At 72.7% G+C, this 16,542-nt stretch carries 13 protein-coding genes and 2 pseudogenes; 8 read left to right on the forward strand and 7 right to left on the reverse strand.

The genetic code is table 11. From position 1 onward, the window contains the following. Positions 1-212 precede the first annotated feature (212 nt). Together ACFVYK_RS20530 and ACFVYK_RS20535 are read left to right on the forward strand one after the other, a co-directional pair. Positions 213-1,232, forward strand: a complete 1,020-nt coding sequence (locus ACFVYK_RS20530) for an NAD(P)-dependent alcohol dehydrogenase (RefSeq protein WP_389775859.1) — start codon at positions 213-215, stop codon at positions 1,230-1,232. A 118-nt stretch (positions 1,233-1,350) separates the two neighbouring features. Beyond that, positions 1,351-1,692, forward strand: coding sequence for a hypothetical protein (locus ACFVYK_RS20535; RefSeq protein WP_389775862.1), 342 nt, complete (start codon positions 1,351-1,353; stop codon positions 1,690-1,692). Between the two features lie 111 nt (positions 1,693-1,803). Here the strand turns inward: ACFVYK_RS20535 and ACFVYK_RS20540 are convergent, their stop codons facing one another. Then, the gene (locus tag ACFVYK_RS20540; protein ID WP_389775999.1) at positions 1,804-2,802 is read right to left on the reverse strand and encodes an NAD(P)/FAD-dependent oxidoreductase; all 999 of its coding nucleotides are present in this window, start codon (positions 2,800-2,802) and stop codon (positions 1,804-1,806) included. A gap of 398 nt (positions 2,803-3,200) precedes the next feature. Further along, a complete protein-coding gene (locus tag ACFVYK_RS20545) occupies positions 3,201-4,832 on the reverse strand; it encodes an MFS transporter (protein WP_389775865.1) in 1,632 nt (543 codons plus the stop codon). A 518-nt stretch (positions 4,833-5,350) separates the two neighbouring features. On the opposite strand from ACFVYK_RS20545, the gene ACFVYK_RS20550 reads away from it, so the two are divergent. From ACFVYK_RS20550 to ACFVYK_RS20560, 3 genes and pseudogenes are all read left to right on the forward strand, one after another. Beyond that, positions 5,351-5,701 (forward strand): hypothetical protein, encoded by a 351-nt coding sequence (locus ACFVYK_RS20550; RefSeq protein WP_389775868.1) that lies wholly within the window; start codon positions 5,351-5,353, stop codon positions 5,699-5,701. Positions 5,702-5,784: 83 nt separating this feature from the next. Next, positions 5,785-6,009, forward strand: coding sequence for a hypothetical protein (locus tag ACFVYK_RS20555; protein WP_389775871.1), 225 nt, complete (start codon positions 5,785-5,787; stop codon positions 6,007-6,009). Next, positions 5,967-6,212, forward strand: a pseudogene (locus ACFVYK_RS20560) (DUF2993 domain-containing protein); the annotation flags it as partial. The gene ACFVYK_RS20555 and the pseudogene ACFVYK_RS20560, both read left to right, overlap by 43 nt. A 135-nt stretch (positions 6,213-6,347) precedes the next feature. On the opposite strand, the gene ACFVYK_RS20565 reads toward ACFVYK_RS20560, so the two are convergent. After that, positions 6,348-6,998, reverse strand: coding sequence for a TetR/AcrR family transcriptional regulator (locus tag ACFVYK_RS20565; protein ID WP_389775873.1), 651 nt, complete (start codon positions 6,996-6,998; stop codon positions 6,348-6,350). A gap of 395 nt (positions 6,999-7,393) precedes the next feature. On the opposite strand from ACFVYK_RS20565, the pseudogene ACFVYK_RS20570 reads away from it, so the two are divergent. After that, positions 7,394-7,769: pseudogene (locus tag ACFVYK_RS20570) on the forward strand (hypothetical protein); the annotation flags it as partial. A gap of 141 nt (positions 7,770-7,910) precedes the next feature. Here ACFVYK_RS20570 and ACFVYK_RS20575 read toward each other — a convergent pair. After that, entirely contained in the window at positions 7,911-8,633 is a 723-nt protein-coding gene (locus ACFVYK_RS20575; RefSeq protein WP_389775876.1) for a FadR/GntR family transcriptional regulator, read from the reverse strand. A 352-nt stretch (positions 8,634-8,985) separates the two neighbouring features. On the opposite strand from ACFVYK_RS20575, the gene ACFVYK_RS20580 reads away from it, so the two are divergent. Then, entirely contained in the window at positions 8,986-10,365 is a 1,380-nt protein-coding gene (locus ACFVYK_RS20580) for an alpha/beta hydrolase (protein ID WP_389775879.1), read from the forward strand. A 354-nt stretch (positions 10,366-10,719) separates the two neighbouring features. Here ACFVYK_RS20580 and meaB read toward each other — a convergent pair whose 3' ends face one another. The 3 genes from meaB to ACFVYK_RS20595 are packed head-to-tail and all read right to left on the reverse strand — an operon-like array spanning position 10,720 to position 15,712. Continuing rightward, positions 10,720-11,721: a methylmalonyl Co-A mutase-associated GTPase MeaB gene (meaB, locus tag ACFVYK_RS20585; RefSeq protein WP_389775882.1), complete on the reverse strand. Its 1,002-nt coding sequence runs from the start codon at positions 11,719-11,721 to the stop codon at positions 10,720-10,722. Between the two features lie 5 nt (positions 11,722-11,726). Beyond that, on the reverse strand, positions 11,727-13,901 hold the full coding sequence (gene scpA, locus ACFVYK_RS20590) for a methylmalonyl-CoA mutase (protein ID WP_389775885.1): 2,175 nt from the start codon (positions 13,899-13,901) through the stop codon (positions 11,727-11,729). Then, complete coding sequence (locus ACFVYK_RS20595) at positions 13,901-15,712, reverse strand: methylmalonyl-CoA mutase family protein (RefSeq protein WP_389775888.1); 1,812 nt, start codon at positions 15,710-15,712, stop codon at positions 13,901-13,903. The genes scpA and ACFVYK_RS20595 overlap by 1 nt, the downstream gene beginning before the upstream one ends. Positions 15,713-16,031: 319 nt before the next feature. On the opposite strand from ACFVYK_RS20595, the gene ACFVYK_RS20600 reads away from it, so the two are divergent. Beyond that, positions 16,032-16,538 carry a GNAT family N-acetyltransferase gene (locus ACFVYK_RS20600; RefSeq protein WP_389775891.1) on the forward strand — a complete coding sequence of 169 codons (507 nt, stop codon included), beginning with the start codon at positions 16,032-16,034 and terminating at the stop codon, positions 16,536-16,538. The last annotated feature ends 4 nt before the right edge of the window (positions 16,539-16,542 follow it).

The raw sequence follows: 16,542 nt of genomic DNA on the forward strand, positions 1-16,542 counted from the left end.
TACGAACCCCAGCCCGCCCCATCAGCTTGACGAAACCCATAGGGGCACCCCCCCCACGAAGCGCCGCCGCGCGAAATGACCTGGCGCGCAACGACGTCGGACGCAATGACCCTGAACGCGACGAACGAATGGCGGATGCTCACGTGCCCGGACAGTCCTCTACGCCGCCCGCCGACGTCGCCGCACCCGCGGCGGCCCGGACACCGCATCGCATGAAGGCCTGGACGACCCGGGGCGACGGCATCGACCGGCTGCTCGCCGCCGAGGTTCCGGTTCCGGCGCCCGGTCCGACCGAGGTGCTGGTGAGGATCTCGGCGGTGTCGCTCAACTACCGCGACCTGCTGGTCGTGGGCGGTGTCGACCACTGGTCGCCGACGCGGGACGTGGTCCCCGTCTCCGACGGCGTGGGCGACGTCGTCGCGATCGGCGCCCAGGTGACCCGCTGGCGTCCGGGCGACCGGGTCTCGGCGGGATACCTGCCCCGATGGCGGTCGGGCCGCCTCACCGACGACACCTATGTGTCACCGGTGGGCGGGCCGGTCAACCGCGGCATGCTCGCCGAGTACGTCCTCGTCGAGCAGGACGAGGCGGTGCGGACCGCCGAGAGTCTCGACGACGTCCACGCGGCCACGCTGCCCGTCGCCGGGGTGACCGCCTGGCATGCCGTCGGGCGGCGCAGCCGGGTCCGGCCGGGCGAGACCGTGCTCATCCACGGCACCGGCGGAGTCGCCCTGTTCGCCGCGCAGTTGACCCTCGCGCTGGGCGCCACCCCGATCGTCACCTCCAGCAGCGACGAGAAGCTCGGCAGGCTTCGCGCGCTCGGCGTCAGCCGCACGATCAACTACCGCGCCACCGCGGACCTCGCGGCCGAGGTGCTGCGGACGACCGGCGGCGAGGGCGTGGACCACGTCGTCGAGACCGTCGGCGGGGACAACCTCAACCGCTCGCTGGAAGCGGTCAAGGTGGGCGGGACCATCAGCTTCATCGGCCTCATCGCGGGACGCGCGGCGAACATCGACGTCTACCGGTTCGTCACCAGGAACGTCACCGTCCACGGCATCGAGACCGGCTCCCTGGAGATGCTCGAAGAACTGGCCGCGTTCGTCGACGAGCACGGCATCACCCCGGTGGTCGACTCCGTCCATCCCGCCGAACGGATCCAGGAGGCGTTGCGCCACCTCGAACGCGGCGGGCACTTCGGCAAGATCGTCGTCACCATGCCACGGGCCTGAGGGGGGTACCCGTAGGCCGCGCGCTCGGGACGCGCCGGGCGCCCGGAGCGGGTCGGCCGCCGAAGGGGGAGGAGCCCCGGGCCGCGAGACATAACGACCGGTCGGTAACCTGCTGGACATGACTCCTTCCCCGCTCGAACCGCGCGCGGTCGACGCTGTCACGCCCCGCTCAGCTCAGGTCGGCCACGCGACCGTGCACCGCGCCGAAGACATCCTCGCCGAGTGGGACGCGAAGGTCGCCCGCCCCATTCTGCGTACGCCCGGAGAGGTCCAGCGCGACGAGACAATCGCCAAGCTCCGCAAGCAACTTCGCGAGGCGAGGGAGCAGGCGGCCCAGACCCAGAACGAACTTGAGGCCCTCGCCACCGTGACGGCGAACCTGTACGCCGAGAACCTCACTCTGAAAAAGCGCCTCGGACGCCGACGGGTGACGGCTCTGCCCGCCCAAGACCGCGACTAGCCGAGCTCGGTCTTCCCGTAGTCGCCGGCCACGGCGTTGATCGCGGGGAGGCCTACCGCTCGATCGAGCGATGACGGAGGCTTCAAGATCATCGTGTGGCCACTTTTGGGCTTACCTCGGCGATCCCCCCTGGAGGGCCGCGTCGGTGTCCGCGGTGGCCAGCATCCTGTTGATGTCGGCGCCGGCCAGTGCGCCGGCCGCTGCGGAGGCCCCGACCTGGGCGACCAGATCGGTGGCGTTGCCGGCCACCCACACACCCGGCACCTCGGTGGTGCCGGCCATGCCGGAGGCGAAACCGCGGCCCATGTTCGGCAGGTCCTGCACCGGCAGGCCCAGGCCTTCCAGGCCCTGGGTGCGGGCCTGCAGCTGCGCGGCGACCGCGACGACGCGGCGGGCCACGACCTGGCCGTCGGCCAGGCGCACCCCGGCGAGGGCACCGCCCTCGTCGTTGACGACCTCGGTGACCGGGGTGTCGATGACGCGGATGCCGCGGGCGGCGAAACGGGCGCGGCTGTCCTCGTCCAGGTCGGTGCCGTGGGTGAAGTAGGTCAGGTCCTCGGTCAGCTGACGGAACAAAAACGCGTGGCCGATGGAGGCCGGGCCGGTGGCGAGGATGCCGATGGGCTCGTCGCGCACCTCCCAGCCGTGGCAGTACGGGCAGTGCACCACACTGTGTCCCCAGTGCTCGGCGAGCCCGGGCACCTCCGGTAGCACGTCCGTGAGGCCGGTGGCCACCAGGATGCGGCGGGCGGTGAGGTGGCGGCCGTCGGCCAGGGTGACGGTGAACCGCAGGTCCCCGTCCGCCGACGGGGCGGCGGACTCGGCCGAGACCACCTCGCCGAACACGACGCGTCCGCCGTACTGGCGCACCTGCTCCCGGCCCCGTCGAAGGATCTCGGACGGCGGGGTGCCGTCCAGGGCGATGAGGCCGTGCACGGCCTCCGCGGGCGCGTTGCGCGGGGAGCCGCTGTCGATCACGACGACCGAGCGGCGGGAGCGGGCGAGGATCAGTGCACCGTTCAGCCCCGCGGCGCCTCCGCCGATCACCACCGCGTCGACGGTTCCCTCGGCCAGTGCGTCGCTCGCGTACGGAGGAGTCGCCACAGCCATGGCCTCCTGCCTTTCCTTATCAGTCATGGTTGTTCAACCCTTCGAGTTCTGGGTGGTTGGAGGAGGGTCAGCTGTTCAGAAGCCCAGGATGTGGTCGGCGACCGTCTGGGCTGCTGTATCGGAGGAGAACGGCGGTCGCGTGTCGTCGCAGGGCGGCGTCTGCGGCGACCGCCGCTGTCACCTCACCGTCCTCGGCCTCCGGGCCGCCCCGGAGGCCGAGGACGGTGAGTGTTCCGGCAGAGGATCCGCGTGGCCGTCGACCGTGGACCACGCCCGCGCCCTGCGCGTCGCGCCGCCGGGCTCCTGGCCGACGCACCCGGCGGACGATCCGGCGGTGGCGGTGCCCGGCCACCCGGCGGATGCGTCCCCGGCGATCCAGTGGACGCCCCGTCGGCGATCTAGCGGGTGGACCCGGTGTGCTCCCGCACAGTCGCCGCCTCGCTCGCCGTCGTCCCGGCCCCCTGCTCGGCGCTCTGCCTCGCGAACCCGCGCCGGCCCGGCAGGACCGCGAGGACGATCAGTGTTCCGGCGGCCATGATGATCCCGCCGATGAGGCTGGTCTGGGCGACGCCGTGGGCGAAGGCCTGGTGGACGGCGTCCACGGCGGCCTGGGCCTGCTGGGGTCCGGCGGAGGGATCCTGCGCGACCCGCTCCGCGACGGCCAGGCCGGCGCCGACCGAGTCCTTGGCGGTCTCCATCGCCTCCGCCGGGAGCCGGTTGCCCACCAGGTCGGTCAGCTCGTCCCGGTAGGCCGTGCCCAGCAGCGAGCCCAGCACCGCGATGCCCAGCGCCCCTCCCAGCTCCAGCGCGGTGTCGTTGACACCGCCGCCGACGCCCAGCTCGGACTCGGGGAAGGAGCCCATGATCGTGTCGGTCGCCGGGGAGATGGCCAGTCCGAGCGCGAGGCCCAGCATCATCAGCGGGACCAGGAAGTCCCCGTACGTCGATCCCTTGTCGATCTGGGTGAGCAGGAACATGCCCGCCGTGCCGATGGCCATGCCGGTCACGACCATCACCTTCACCCCCAGCTTCGGGGTGAGCATCCCGGTCAGCGCGGACCCGAGGAACACCGCACCGCCCAGCGGCAGCAGCCGTAGGCCCGTGTCCAGGGCGCCGTAGCCGAGGACGAACTGCAGGAACTGCGTCGAGTAGTAGAGCACGGCGAACATACCGAAAAAGAAGAACATCACCGCGAGCATCGAGCCGGTGAAGGGCCGCAGCGCGAACTTTCGGACGTTCAGCATCGGGTGCGGGTGCCGCAGCTCCCAGGCGACGAAGGCGACCAGACCGGCACCGGCGACCACGGCGGCGGTGACGGGGCCGGCGCCCCAGCCGAAGTGCGGGCCCTCGATGGCGGCGTAGATCAGGGAGCCGACGGTGACGATCGACAGCAGACCACCGACGTAGTCGATCCGGCCCATGCCCTCCGCCTTGGACGGCGGTACCAGGGCGAGCGCGCCGAACACGGCGAGGACGGCGATCGGCACGTTGATCAGGAAGGTCGAGCCCCAGGCGTGGTCCTCAAGCAGCCAGCCGGAGACCAGCGGGCCGACGGCTACCGCCACCCCGGAGGTCGCGGCCCAGGCGGTGATGGCCTTGGCCCGCTCGCTCCGGGGGAAGGTCGCGACCACCAGGGACAGCGTGGCCGGCATCACGACCGCGGCACCGACACCCATGATCGCGCGGGCCACGATGACCAGCGAGGTCTCGTCGACCATGCTCCCCATCACCGAACCGCCGGCGAAGATCAGCAGACCCAGCACCAGCGCGCCGCGCCGGCTGTACTTGTCGCCGATCGAGCCCAGCACCAGCATCAGCGCCGCGTACGGAACGGTGTAGCTGTCGACGACCCACTGCAGATCACTGCTGCTCAGGCCCAGGTCGGTGGTCATGTCGGGGGCGGCGACGATCAGCGACGTGTTCGCCATCACCGTGATCAGCAGGCTCAGGCACAGAACGAGCAGCGCCCACCAGCGCCGCGCGTACGGCCCGGTCATCTTCTCCACGGGGGTGTTCGCAAGGAAGGGCATCGGTAGCTCCAGAGAGGGACGGGGCGGACGGGCGGGAGCACTTAATTGCCCATCGATGTGCAGACTAGTTTATTGCCCATCGATGTGCAACTATCGCGACGACTCCCTCCTCCCACCCGCCCTCGAGGTACCGACGTGACCAGCCGACCAGCACGAACACCGACGACGAGGCCGAGACGGTCTCCGGCCCGGCCCCACGAGACGCCGCCCCCTCCTGCTCCGACTTCGTCCCCCTCGCCGACTTCGACCGCGACTTCGACGCAGCGTCGGGACGCGCGGGCCACCCGTGCCCGGATCCTCGACGCGGCTCGGCGGGAACTGACCCGCGACCCCGACAGCCGCCTGGAGGACATCGCCGCCGCCGGTGTGGCCCGGCGCACCGTGTACGTCCACTTCGCCTGCCGGGCCGCGCTGGCTGAGGGCCTGGCCGCCGAGGCCGCGGAGGCGATCCGGCGCGCCGTCGCGGGTGCCCCGGCCCCGACCCCGACGCCGTCGCGGACCTGGCGCGATTCGTCCTCATGGTGTGGCCCGTCGGCGACCGCTACCGCGCCCTCATCAGGCTGGCCCGCGGCCATGACCTCGCACGCGCACGCGTCGACGACCTGCTGACCCCCGCCCGAAACATGGCCACGAGGGTCTTCGCCCACGGCCGCCGACAGGGCGTCTTCCAGACCACAGTCCCGCCCGACCCGCTCGGCCGAGCCATCGAGGCCCAACTGCTGGCCCTGCTCGACTGCGCCGACTGCGGCCTGTGGTCCGACGACGGCACCGGCGCCGCCACCCTCATCGCCGCCGGAGTCGCCCCGGACACCGCCGCCGCGAAGGTCGATCAGGTACGGAAGTCCGGGTCGACCCCGAGTCCCGTCTGAAACCGCGTGCCCGTACCCCACTCGCACTCACACATGTCCGCCCCCAACTCCCTGGCCCCCTGGAGCCCTTTGGAGGAGGGCCGATGTACCGCCCCCGCCCCGAGCACGACCGTGACCAGGAGGGCGAGTTCTCGTACGCGCACGAACCCGCCGACGGCTCGGACCGTCGGCTGCCGGTGACCGAACTCGCCCTGCGTATGGACGGGTTGACGAAGTCGGACGACGACAGCGAGGCCGGGCCCGCTCGGCGGAGGCGACCGTCTTCCTGTCGTACGCGGACCTGCCCGACGCCCTGGGCCTGGAACTGACCCGGGGCTACGGTTGCGACCGGATCCGCGCCCGCGTCCTGACCACCCTCGGCTTCGAGGCCACCGCGACGACAACCGTCTCGGCGGCCTCCGGCAACCGCGTCACCTTCAAGGACTTCAAGGTCGCGGGCCGCGTCGCCCGGCCCGAGGCCGGTGAGAAGTCGCTCGGCCAGGTCTTCGCCGAGCCGATCGCGCCGCGGAACATCCCCGACGGCCTCCGACTGCGCTCGGTCACCACCACGGAGCAGGGCCTCACCGCCCACTTCTCCGGCAAGTCGGTCGCCTTCCGCCGCGGCGACGCCCGGGACACCTCGTCGAACGGGTCGGCCGGAGAGAAATCAGGTGCCGTGGGCCGGAAGAGCCGTAGCCATCGCCGACGCAACCTCCTCGACCACCGCGCTCGCCCGATCCTCCGGCACGCCGGCCGCGATGAGGGTGGCCGTGGCGATCCGGTGCCCGTCGTCCTCCAGCGCGCCGGTGTTGACGGACTCCACCAGAGCTACGATCAACGCCATCAGGCCTGTGCTCTGCACGGTCGGCGGCAGATGGGAGTGGAAGACGCCGTCCCGCTGCCCGCGTTCCAGGATCCCGGTGACGGCCTCCCGGGCCGGCGCGAGCACATCGGCGACGCGCTCGGAGCCGAGGTCCCGCCGGGTGAGCGCCAGCAGCATGCGGTAGCGGTCGCCCACGGGCCACATCCGGAGTACGCACCGCGCCAACGCCCGCTCGGCCGACTCCCCCGGCTCCGGCCCGGCCTCCACCGTGTTCCGCAACGTCTCGGCGGCTTCCTCGGCGAGGGCCTCCACCAGCGCCGCCCGCCCCGGGAAGTGCCCGAAGAGGGTGCGCCGGACGACCCCGGCGGCCCGCGCCACCTCCTCCAGCGTGACATCGGGGTTCCGCCCCAGCTCCTCACGGGCCGTGGCGAGGATGCGCGCCCGGTTGGACCGCGCATTACGGCGCAGCGGCTCGCGGGCCACGTGCTTGCTCACGGAGAACCTCGCAGCATCAAAGGACGGACGAACGGCCCTTATTTTGTCACGCCGAGCCGAAGCCCCCGTATCACGCGCCCGTCAGTTGGTCCCAGGTGATGTCGCAGGTCAGACCTTCTGGTCCCTGTCGGGGAACGCCTTGTCGGCGTGAAAACATGATCGCGGCGCCCGTCCGCCCCCGGTAGCTCGTTGGGACTCCAAGCCCGCAGGTCAGTCTGGTGCAGGGGCCGCTGCGGGGCCTTGCCTTGTTGCCGTAGGTCACGAACGGGCTACGGTTCTTGGCGTGCTCTGAGACAGCAACCTGCGAGGTCCGATGGGCATCATCGTTGTTCCTCACCTGGAAGTTCGTGAGACAGGAGGGGGCCTGAGACATGCGAGCTGTTCGTAAGCCCACCCGGGGCGACGGACACCTGGCCGTGCTGATGGCCGCCGGCCTCGACGGGCTGGAGGCGATGGTGACGCACACCTCCACCGGCCGGGGCATGACGCCGACGTGGGTCCTGGCCACGCGCGGCTGGACCGAGGACGACTGGAACGCGGCGTCGGGTCGCCTGCGGGAGCGCGGGCTGCTGGACGGCGACGGTGAACTCACCGAGCGGGGCGTCGCGCTGCGCGAGGAGATCGAGCAGGAGACCGACCGTCTCGACCGGGCTCCCTACGAGCACCTCGGCGCCGAGGGCGTGGCCCGCCTGACGGTCCTCGCGTCCGCGTTCGCCCAGGCCGCCGTGGGCCGCGGGCGCCTTCCCCGGGGATTTGATCGGCAAGCAGTGACAGCAGTGACAGCAGTGACAGCAGCCGCAGTCGCAGTCGCAGTCGCAGCCGCAGCCGCAGTCGCAGTCGCAGTCGCAGCCGCAGCCGCAGCAGCGACAGCATCGGCGTGATCCGCCGGCGCGGTGGGCCGCGACCGCCTCGTCAGTTCGGGGCGGTCGTGCCGAGGGGGAGGGGCGGGGTGGAGCGCAGGTGTTCGCTCAGCGCCAGCGCGGTGTTGCTGACGTGCATCAGGGCGGCGGCCTGGCTCAGGGCGCTGTCGCGGACGGTGAGCGCCGCGTAGATCGCCTCGTGCTCGGCGAGGGTCCGGCCCGCGGCCCGGTCGTCGACGAGGCCGCGCCAGATCCGCGCCCGCAGTGTGCGGCCGGAGATGCCCTCCAGCAGGGTGAGCAGGCTTTCGTTGCCCGTCGCGGCGACGACCGCGCGGTGAAAGGCCGCGTCATGCGCGTTGAGCAGTTCGACGTCGTCACGCGCCTCCCGCATGGCGTCCAAGTGGCTTTTGACTTCGGCGAGTTGATCGTCGGAGATGCGGGTGGCGGCCAGTGCTGTGGCGGCCGGCTCGAGAAGCCGGCGCACCTCCATGAGGTCCTGAAGGGCGGCGGAGTCGCCCTGGAGCAGCTCCACCGCCCCGCCCAGTCCTGCCAGGAGCAGACGAGGCTGCAGGCTGGTGACGTAGGTGCCGTCGCCCCGGCGGACCTCCAGGACCCTGGCCACGGCCAGCGCCTTGACGGCCTCGCGGGCGAGGTTGCGGGACAGGCCCAGCTGTGCGGCCAGATCGGCTTCCGGGGGCAGTTTGGATCCCGGGGGGAGGGCGCCGGTGCGGATCAGCTCACGAATCCGTTCGATGGCCTTGTCCGTCAGGGACACCGCGCATTCCTCCTCCCGACCGCTCGCCCCGGGCACGGTCGATCCGATCGGGCGGCCCCCGGGTGTGGGGCCCGTCGCCGAGGCGGTTCGGCCCGGCCGGTGTGTGAAGTTCCTTGTCCGCCGGGGCAGTTCACGAGTCCGCGTGCCGCGCGTGACGTCGATGATACTGGCGTCGCGCGGGAGGAGACGCTCGCCAGCCTCTGGCCGTCTCAAAGTTGTGCATGCTGTTGACCGCCGTAGGAAAACTGCCTTACATTCCTCGACGCCTTCGTCCAGCGCACGAGACCGGTGCACCAGTGCGCCGGCCGACCGTTCCGGCCCCCGCCCCTTCCCCCCACCAGGAGCCGCCGCCATGCCTTCCGGCACCCGTCCTCGCGCCTCCCGCACCCGGCTGCGCCTCGCGCTGGCCGCGCTCGCGTCCGCGGCCCTCGTCGCCCTGCCCCTGCCGGCCGCTCAGGCCGACGCGACGGTCGCCGGCCACCTGACCGGCACCCTTTCCGACGGCGCCACCTGGATCGCGGACGTCCCCGACCGCTGGAACGGCACCCTGCTGCTGTTCAGCCACGGCTTCGGCCCCACCGTCGCCAGGAACGCCCCCACCGAGGCCGTACGCACCGAGTTGCTCGCCCAGGGCTATGCGCTGGCCGGCTCGTCGTACGACCCCCAGGGCTCGATGTGGGCCCTGAACAGCGCCGAACGGGACCAGTTCGCCACCCTCGACGCCGTCACCGCCAGGATCGGCGCGCCCCGGCGCACCCTGGCCGTCGGCCAGTCCATGGGCGGGCTCGTCAACGCGCAGCTGGCCCGGGACGGCGGCGGACGCATCGACGGCGCGCTGGGCCAGTGCGGCCTGGTCGCCGGCGGCACCGATCTGGACAACTACCAGCTCGACGCCGAGTACACGATCGCCCGGCTGCTCCTGCCCGGACAGGACGTGCCGCTCGTCCGGTTCCGCACCGCGGCCGAGGCCTCCGCCACCGCCGACCGGCTCACCGAGGCGGTCACCGACGCTCAGGGCACCCCGGCGGGCCGCGCCCGGATCGCGTTGGCGGCGGCCTTCCTCAACCTGCCGGCCTGGGCGCCCGGAGCGGACCGGCCCGCCCCGGGCGACTGGACGCGGCAGCAGGAGCAGCAGTACGCGTGGTTCGCGCAGGGCATCCTGTCGTTCGTCGAGGGCGGCCGGTACGCCGTGGAGCAGTCGGCCGGCGGCAACAACTCCTGGAACCAGGGCGTGGACTACGCCCGCCTGCTGGCCGGCTCCGCCCACGCGCCCCTGGTCCGCGCCCTCTACCGGGCGGCCGGTCTCGACCTGCGCGCCGATCTGCGCACGCTGACCGAGGGCGCCACGGTCACCGCCGATCCCGCCGCCGTCCGCACCGCGCGACGGACCTCCTCCGCCGGCCAGGGACTCGACGTGCCGCTGCTCGACGTCCACACCACCGCCGACAACCTGGTCCCGGTGGAGCAGGAGAACCGGTTCGCCGCCCGGGTGCGCGCCTCCGGCGACGGCGCGCTCCTGCGGCAGGCGTACGTCGAGCGGCAGGGCCACTGCGCGTTCACCACCGCGGAGACCGTGGCCGCCCTGCACGCGCTCGAACACCGCGTGAGCACCGGCAGCTGGGACGACGCGGCGACCCCCGCCGCGCTCCAGCGCTCCGCCACCGCCCTCGACCTGGACGGGGCGGCCTACGTCCCCTACCGCCCCGCGCCGCTGACGGTGGGCCGCGACTAGCGACGAGGCCGACGCGACCGTCGTCGCCCTGGGCGACTCCATCACCGACGGCGTCACCTCCACGTCCGGCGCCAACCGCCGCTGGCACCCGGCGCACCCCGCTCGCCAGGTCCCTCGACGCGAAGACCCCGCACGCGCCCGGAACTCATCGGTCCCTCGCCGGGAGCACGGGCACGGGCGGCGCATCCCGGGCGCGCCCGAGCCACCCTGCTGCAGACCGATCCCGACGACAAGCCCGACTCGCGCTCCCCGCGGGGCCGTCGGACGTCGAGGAACCCGGTGCGGGCGCGTCGGCCTCCCGCGGACGCGCCCGGCGACGGCCGCGGCGGACGACCGGCCCGGTCCCCGGCTCGGTCAGGACGCGGCGGACGGGTCGCCGGGCGTGGTGAAGGCCTCCAGGATGCGCTCGGCGGCCAGCGTCGCCGTGAGCTCTCCGTCCCGGACCCGTTGTTCGAGGACCGGCGCGAGGGCCCGCACCGACGGGTCGGCGTGCAGCCGCCCGAGGAGTTCGTCACGGACCATGGTCCAGGTCCAGCCGACCTGCTGCTCGCGCCGCTTGGCGGCGAGGCGGCCGGTGGAGTCCAGCAGGGTGCGGTGCTGCTCCAGACGCTCCCACACGGTGTCCAGGCCCGCGGACTCCCGGGCGCTGCAGCTCAGCACGGGGGGCGACCACGCCGCGTCCCTGCCGTGCATCAGGCGCAGCGCGCCCGCCAGCTCCCGGGCGGCGGCGCGCGCGTCCCGCTCGTGCGGCCCGTCCGCCTTGTTGACGGCGATCACGTCGGCCAGCTCCAGGACGCCCTTCTTGATCCCCTGCAGCTGATCGCCGGTGCGGGCGAGGGTCAGCAGCAGGAACGAGTCGACCATGTCGGCCACCGCCGTCTCCGACTGGCCCACGCCGACCGTCTCGACGAGGACGACGTCGTAGCCGGCCGCCTCCATCACCACGATCGACTCCCGCGTCGCCTTGGCGACCCCGCCGAGGGTGCCGGCGGTGGGGGAGGGCCGTACGAAGGCCGCAGGATCGACGGCCAGGCGCTCCATCCGGGTCTTGTCGCCGAGGATCGAGCCGCCCGTGCGGCTCGACGACGGATCCACCGCGAGCACCGCCACCCGGTGCCCGAGCGAGGTCAGCATCGTGCCGAACGCGTCGATGAACGTCGACTTGCCGACGCCCGGCACCCCGCTGACGCCGATCCGCCGGGCCCGGCCGCTGTGCGGCAGCAGCTCGGTCAGCAACTCCTGCGCCGGCGCCCGGTGCCCGGGACGGGTGGACTCCACCAGCGTGATGGCGCGGGCGATGATCGCCCGCCTGCCGTCGAGCACGCCCTTCACATAGGTGTCGAGGTCGATCGCCATGGGCTTCAGAGGTCGTGCCCGAGGTCGTCCGACAGCCGCTTGACGAGGTCGTACGCCGCGTCCGGGATGACGGTGCCAGGCGGGAACACGGCGGCCGCGCCCATCTCCAGGAGCGTGGGCACGTCCTGCGGCGGGATGACGCCTCCGACGACGATCATGATGTCCTCGCGCCCCTCCTCGGCGAGCTGTTCGCGCAGCGCCGGCACCAGGGTGAGGTGACCGGCGGCCAGCGAGGACACCCCGACGATGTGCACGTCGGCCTCGACGGCCTGCCGGGCCACCTCGCCCGGCGTCTGGAACAGCGGGCCGACGTCGACGTCGAAGCCGAGGTCGGCGAAGGCGGTCGCGATCACCTTCTGACCGCGGTCGTGCCCGTCCTGGCCCATCTTGGCGACCAGGATGCGCGGGCGCCGGCCCTCCGCCTCCTCGAAGGCGGACACCAGCTCGCGGGTGCGGTCCACGGACGGGGACTCGCCTGCTTCGTTGCGGTACACGCCGGAGATCGTACGGATCTGGCTCGCGTGGCGCCCGTACACCTTCTCCAGGGCGTCCGAGATCTCGCCGACGGTGGCCTTCGCCCGGGCCGCGTTCACGGCCAGCTCCAGCAGGTTGCCCTCGCCCCCGGCGGCACGGGTCAGCGCGTCGAGGGCGTCCCGGCAGGCGGCGTCGTCGCGCTCCTCGCGCAGCCGCCGCAGCTTCTCGATCTGCTGCGTGCGCACGGAGGAGTTGTCGACCTTGAGGACGTCGATCTCCTCGTCGGTCTCCACCCGGTACTTGTTCACGCCGATCACCGGCTGACGGCCGGAGTCGATACGGGCCTGCGTGCGCGCGGCGGCCTCCTCGATGCGCAGCTTGGGGATGCCCGCGTCGATGGCCTTGGCCATGCCGCCCGCCTGCTCGACCTCCTGGATGTGCTGCCAGGCCCGGCGGGCCAGGTCGTACGTCAGCTTCTCCACGTACGCGCTGCCGCCCCAGGGGTCGATGGTCCGGGTGGTGCCGGACTCCTGCTGGATCAGCAGCTGGGTGTTGCGGGCGATGCGCGCCGAGAAGTCGGTCGGCAGCGCCAGCGCCTCGTCGAGGGCGTTGGTGTGCAGTGACTGGGTGTGGCCCTGGGTCGCCGCCATCGCCTCGACACAGGTGCGCGTGACGTTGTTGAAGACGTCCTGCGCGGTCAGCGACCAGCCGGAGGTCTGCGAATGGGTGCGCAGCGACAGCGACTTGCTGTTCTGCGGGTCGAACTGCCTCACCAGCTTCGCCCACAGCAGCCGCGCCGCGCGCAGCTTGGCGACCTCCATGAAGAAGTTCATGCCGATCGCCCAGAAGAACGACAGCCGCGGCGCGAACGCGTCGACGTCCAGACCCGCCTCACGGCCCGCGCGGATGTACTCCACGCCGTCCGCGAGGGTGTACGCCAGCTCCAGGTCGGCCGTCGCGCCCGCCTCCTGGATGTGATAGCCGGAGATGGAGATGGAGTTGTAACGGGGCATCCGCTGCGAGGTGTAGGCGAAGATGTCGGAGATGATCCGCATCGACGGCTTCGGCGGATAGATGTAGGTGTTGCGGACCATGAACTCCTTGAGGATGTCGTTCTGGATGGTCCCGGCCAGCTTCTCGGGCGGCACGCCCTGTTCCTCGGCGGCGACGATGTAGAGCGCCAGCACCGGCAGCACGGCGCCGTTCATCGTCATCGACACGGTCATCCTGTCGAGCGGGATCCCGTCGAACAGCTGCCGCATGTCGTAGATCGAGTCGATCGCCACGCCCGCCATGCCGACGTCGCCGGTCACCCGCGGATGGTCGCTGTCGTAGCCGCGGTGCGTCGGCAGGTCGAAGGCGACCGACAGGCCCTTCTGGCCGGCCGCGAGGTTGCGGCGGTAGAAGGCGTTGGACTCCTCGGCGGTGGAGAAGCCGGCGTACTGGCGGATCGTCCAGGGCTGGTTGACGTACATCGTCGGGTAGGGGCCGCGCAGATACGGCGCGACGCCCGGGTAGGTGCCCAGGAAGTCCAGGCCCTCCAGGTCCTCGCCCGTGTACAGCGGCTTGACCCGGATGCCCTCCGGGGTCTCCCAGAGCAGGTCGTCCCCGCCCGCCGCCTTCTTCACGGCCGTACGCCATGCGTCGGCGCCGCCGTCGGCGGCCGGGGTCCCCAGCTCGATCCCGGAGAAGTCGGGGATACCCATCAGGACACAACTCCCATGCGGTCGAGGGTGGCGGACAGCACCGCGACGGCGTCACAGCCCGCGAACACGTACGCGTCGACACCCGTGTGCTGCCCCGGACGTCCGGCGAGGAACACGTGCGAGGCGCCGGCGGCCCTCAGCCGCGCGGCCTCCGCCTCGGCCCGCTCCTCGTACAGCGCGTCACTGGAGCACAGGCAGACCTCGGTGGCGCCGCTGTCCTCGAAGGCGCCCTCGGTGACCGGTTCGACACCGCCCGCCTGGAACAGGTTGGCGGCGAACGTCAGCCGGGCGGTGTGCGCGGCGGCCGGACCGATCGCCGCCAGGTAGATCCGCGGCCGGGCGCCGGTCGCCGCGAGGTGGGCGTCGGAGCGCGCCCGCAGCGCCTCGTAGGCCTCGTCACGGCGCACCCTGGGCAGACCGCCGGTCCGCGGCTGCGGCTTGCTCGCGCGCACCACCGGCTTCTCGGCGAGGAACGGGAACTCGCTGACGCCGGTGATGGGTTCGCGCCGCTTGGCGAGCTTCGCGCTGCGGGCCTGCCAGGTCTCGGCCAGGGCCTGCCGCAGACGGCCCGAGCGCAGGACGGCCGCCTGCCCGCCGTCACGCTCGATGCCCTGGAAGAACTCCCAGCCCGCACGGGCCAGTTCGTCGGTGAGGCGTTCCACGTACCAGGAGCCGCCGGCCGGGTCGATCACCCGGGCCAGGTGGGACTCCTCGATGAGGATGGTGGAGGTGTTGCGGGCGATGCGCCGTGCGAAGGCGTCCGGCAGCCCGAGGGCGTCGTCGAAGGGCAGCACGGTCACGGCGTCCGCCCCGCCGGTGCCCGCGGCCAGCGTGGCGATGGTGGTGCGCAGCATGTTCACCCAGGGGTCGCGGCGCGACATCATGACCGGAGAGGTCACGGCATGCTGGAGCTGCGCGCCGGCGCCCGGCGCCCCGCACGCCTCGGCGACCCGCGCCCACAGCCGGCGCGCGGCCCGCAGCTTGGCGATCGTCAGGAACTGGTCCGCGGTCGCCGCGTAGCGGAACTCCAGCTGCCCGCAGGCCTGTTCGACGCTGAGTCCGGCCGCCGTCAGCTCGCGCAGATACGCGACGCCGGTCGCCAGCGAGGCGCCCAGCTCCTGTGCGGCCGAGCCGCCCGCCTCGTGACAGGGCAGCGCGTCCACCGTCAGCGCCCGCAGCCCCGGGTACTCGTCGGCGCACCGTCGCGCGAGACCGGCGGCCGCGGCGAAGTCACTCGCCTCGCCCGTGCGGGCCTCGTGACCGAGCGGATCCGCGCCGAGGTTGCCGCGCGCCGCATCCGCGGCGACGCCCCGCTCCGCGTACAGCCGCAACAACTCCTCTGCGGCCGGCTCCACTTCGGCGCCCGCGTCGAGCACGACGGGCGCCAGGTCGAGAAGGACGCCGTCGAGGACCCGGCCGAGCGAGGTCACGGGGACGCCTCCCTCGCCGACGACCAGCCACAGGGAGGTGACGCCGTTCTCCAGGTCCGCGAGCACGGCGTCGCCGTCGGCGGCCGCGTGCCGCTGCCGCACGTCCCACCCTCCGGCGGTGTTCCCCTCCGGCCTGCCGCCCCGCACGAACGGAGCGAACCCGGGGTAGCCCGGCTCGGGCGCGCGATCGTGCGCGGTGTAGAGGGGACGGGTGCGCAACCCGTCCTCCAGCGCGGTGGACAGGGCTTCCTCGGCTTGAGCGTCCCCGACGTCCTTGCCCGACTTGCGCAGCACGCCCGCGATGAGGCGCTGCCACTGCTCGTGGGTGGCGTCAGGGAACTCGCCGGCCAGCTCAAGCCCGTCGTCAGGCAGGACCGTCATGCTCGGATGCTAGGCCAGATACGGAGAGGAACAGGAGAGGGCAGGGCTGTGACCTTGCCCTCCCGGCCGTTGTGACCTGGCCCTCGCGTGCCGTCCACGACCGGGAACAGGCCGCGGGCAGTACTCCTGGAGAGTCCCATGGATCCGCCGCCGGCCACTTGGAACCTCGATGACCGTTCGCCGTGTCGTGCCCGTCGCCTGTCGCCTGTCGCCTGTCGCCCGTGGCCCGTGGCCCGTGGCCCGTCGCCTGCCGCAGCGGTGGCCGGCGGGCGACGAAAACCCGGACGACCCGCGCGCGGCGGCCGGGTACCGTGAGACGGTGCCCGTCCTCGAGCAGCTGCGTGCCGACCACGCCCCCGCGGTCCTGGCCTTCGAGCTGGCCAACCGCGACTACTTCGCCGCTTCGGTCGGCGACCGGGGCGACGCGTTCTTCGCCCGGTACGCCGACCGCCACCGCGCTCTCCTCGCCGAGCAGACGACCGGCGTGTGCGCCTTCTACGTCCTGGCGGCCGGGGACGGCTCGGTCGTGGGCCGCTTCAACCTGTACGACCTGGAGGACGGCGGCGCCGCACTCGGATACCGGGTCGCGCAGCACGTCGCCGGCCGAGGCGTGGCGACGGCCGCCGTGATGGAGCTGTGCCGGCTGGCGCCGGCGAGGCACAGCCTGCGCACGGTGCGGGCGGCCGCGGCGGACGAGAACGCCGCGTCCCGGAAGGTACTGCTCAAGGCCGGGTTCGTGCCGGCCGGGCCGGCGGGCCCGGCCGACGTGGGCGGTAAGCCGGGCACCTGGTACCGGCGCGACCTGGCACCGTGGCGCCAGGACTGATCCC

Source organism: Streptomyces sp. NPDC058291, assembly GCF_042880855.1.
GTDB lineage: Bacteria > Actinomycetota > Actinomycetes > Streptomycetales > Streptomycetaceae > Streptomyces.

Excerpts from the sequence above, each read along its gene's own strand:
- ACFVYK_RS20530 (WP_389775859.1), top strand. The coding sequence starts at position 213 with ATGAAGGCCTGGACGACCCGGGGCGACGGCATCGACCGGCTGCTCGCC.
- ACFVYK_RS20535 (WP_389775862.1), top strand. The coding sequence starts at position 1,351 with ATGACTCCTTCCCCGCTCGAACCGCGCGCGGTCGACGCTGTCACGCCC.
- ACFVYK_RS20540 (WP_389775999.1), bottom strand. The coding sequence starts at position 2,802 with ATGGCTGTGGCGACTCCTCCGTACGCGAGCGACGCACTGGCCGAGGGA.
- ACFVYK_RS20545 (WP_389775865.1), bottom strand. The coding sequence starts at position 4,832 with ATGCCCTTCCTTGCGAACACCCCCGTGGAGAAGATGACCGGGCCGTAC.
- ACFVYK_RS20550 (WP_389775868.1), top strand. The coding sequence starts at position 5,351 with ATGGTGTGGCCCGTCGGCGACCGCTACCGCGCCCTCATCAGGCTGGCC.
- ACFVYK_RS20555 (WP_389775871.1), top strand. The coding sequence starts at position 5,785 with ATGTACCGCCCCCGCCCCGAGCACGACCGTGACCAGGAGGGCGAGTTC.
- ACFVYK_RS20580 (WP_389775879.1), top strand. The coding sequence starts at position 8,986 with ATGCCTTCCGGCACCCGTCCTCGCGCCTCCCGCACCCGGCTGCGCCTC.
- meaB (WP_389775882.1), bottom strand. The coding sequence starts at position 11,721 with ATGGCGATCGACCTCGACACCTATGTGAAGGGCGTGCTCGACGGCAGG.
- scpA (WP_389775885.1), bottom strand. The coding sequence starts at position 13,901 with ATGGGTATCCCCGACTTCTCCGGGATCGAGCTGGGGACCCCGGCCGCC.
- ACFVYK_RS20595 (WP_389775888.1), bottom strand. The coding sequence starts at position 15,712 with ATGACGGTCCTGCCTGACGACGGGCTTGAGCTGGCCGGCGAGTTCCCT.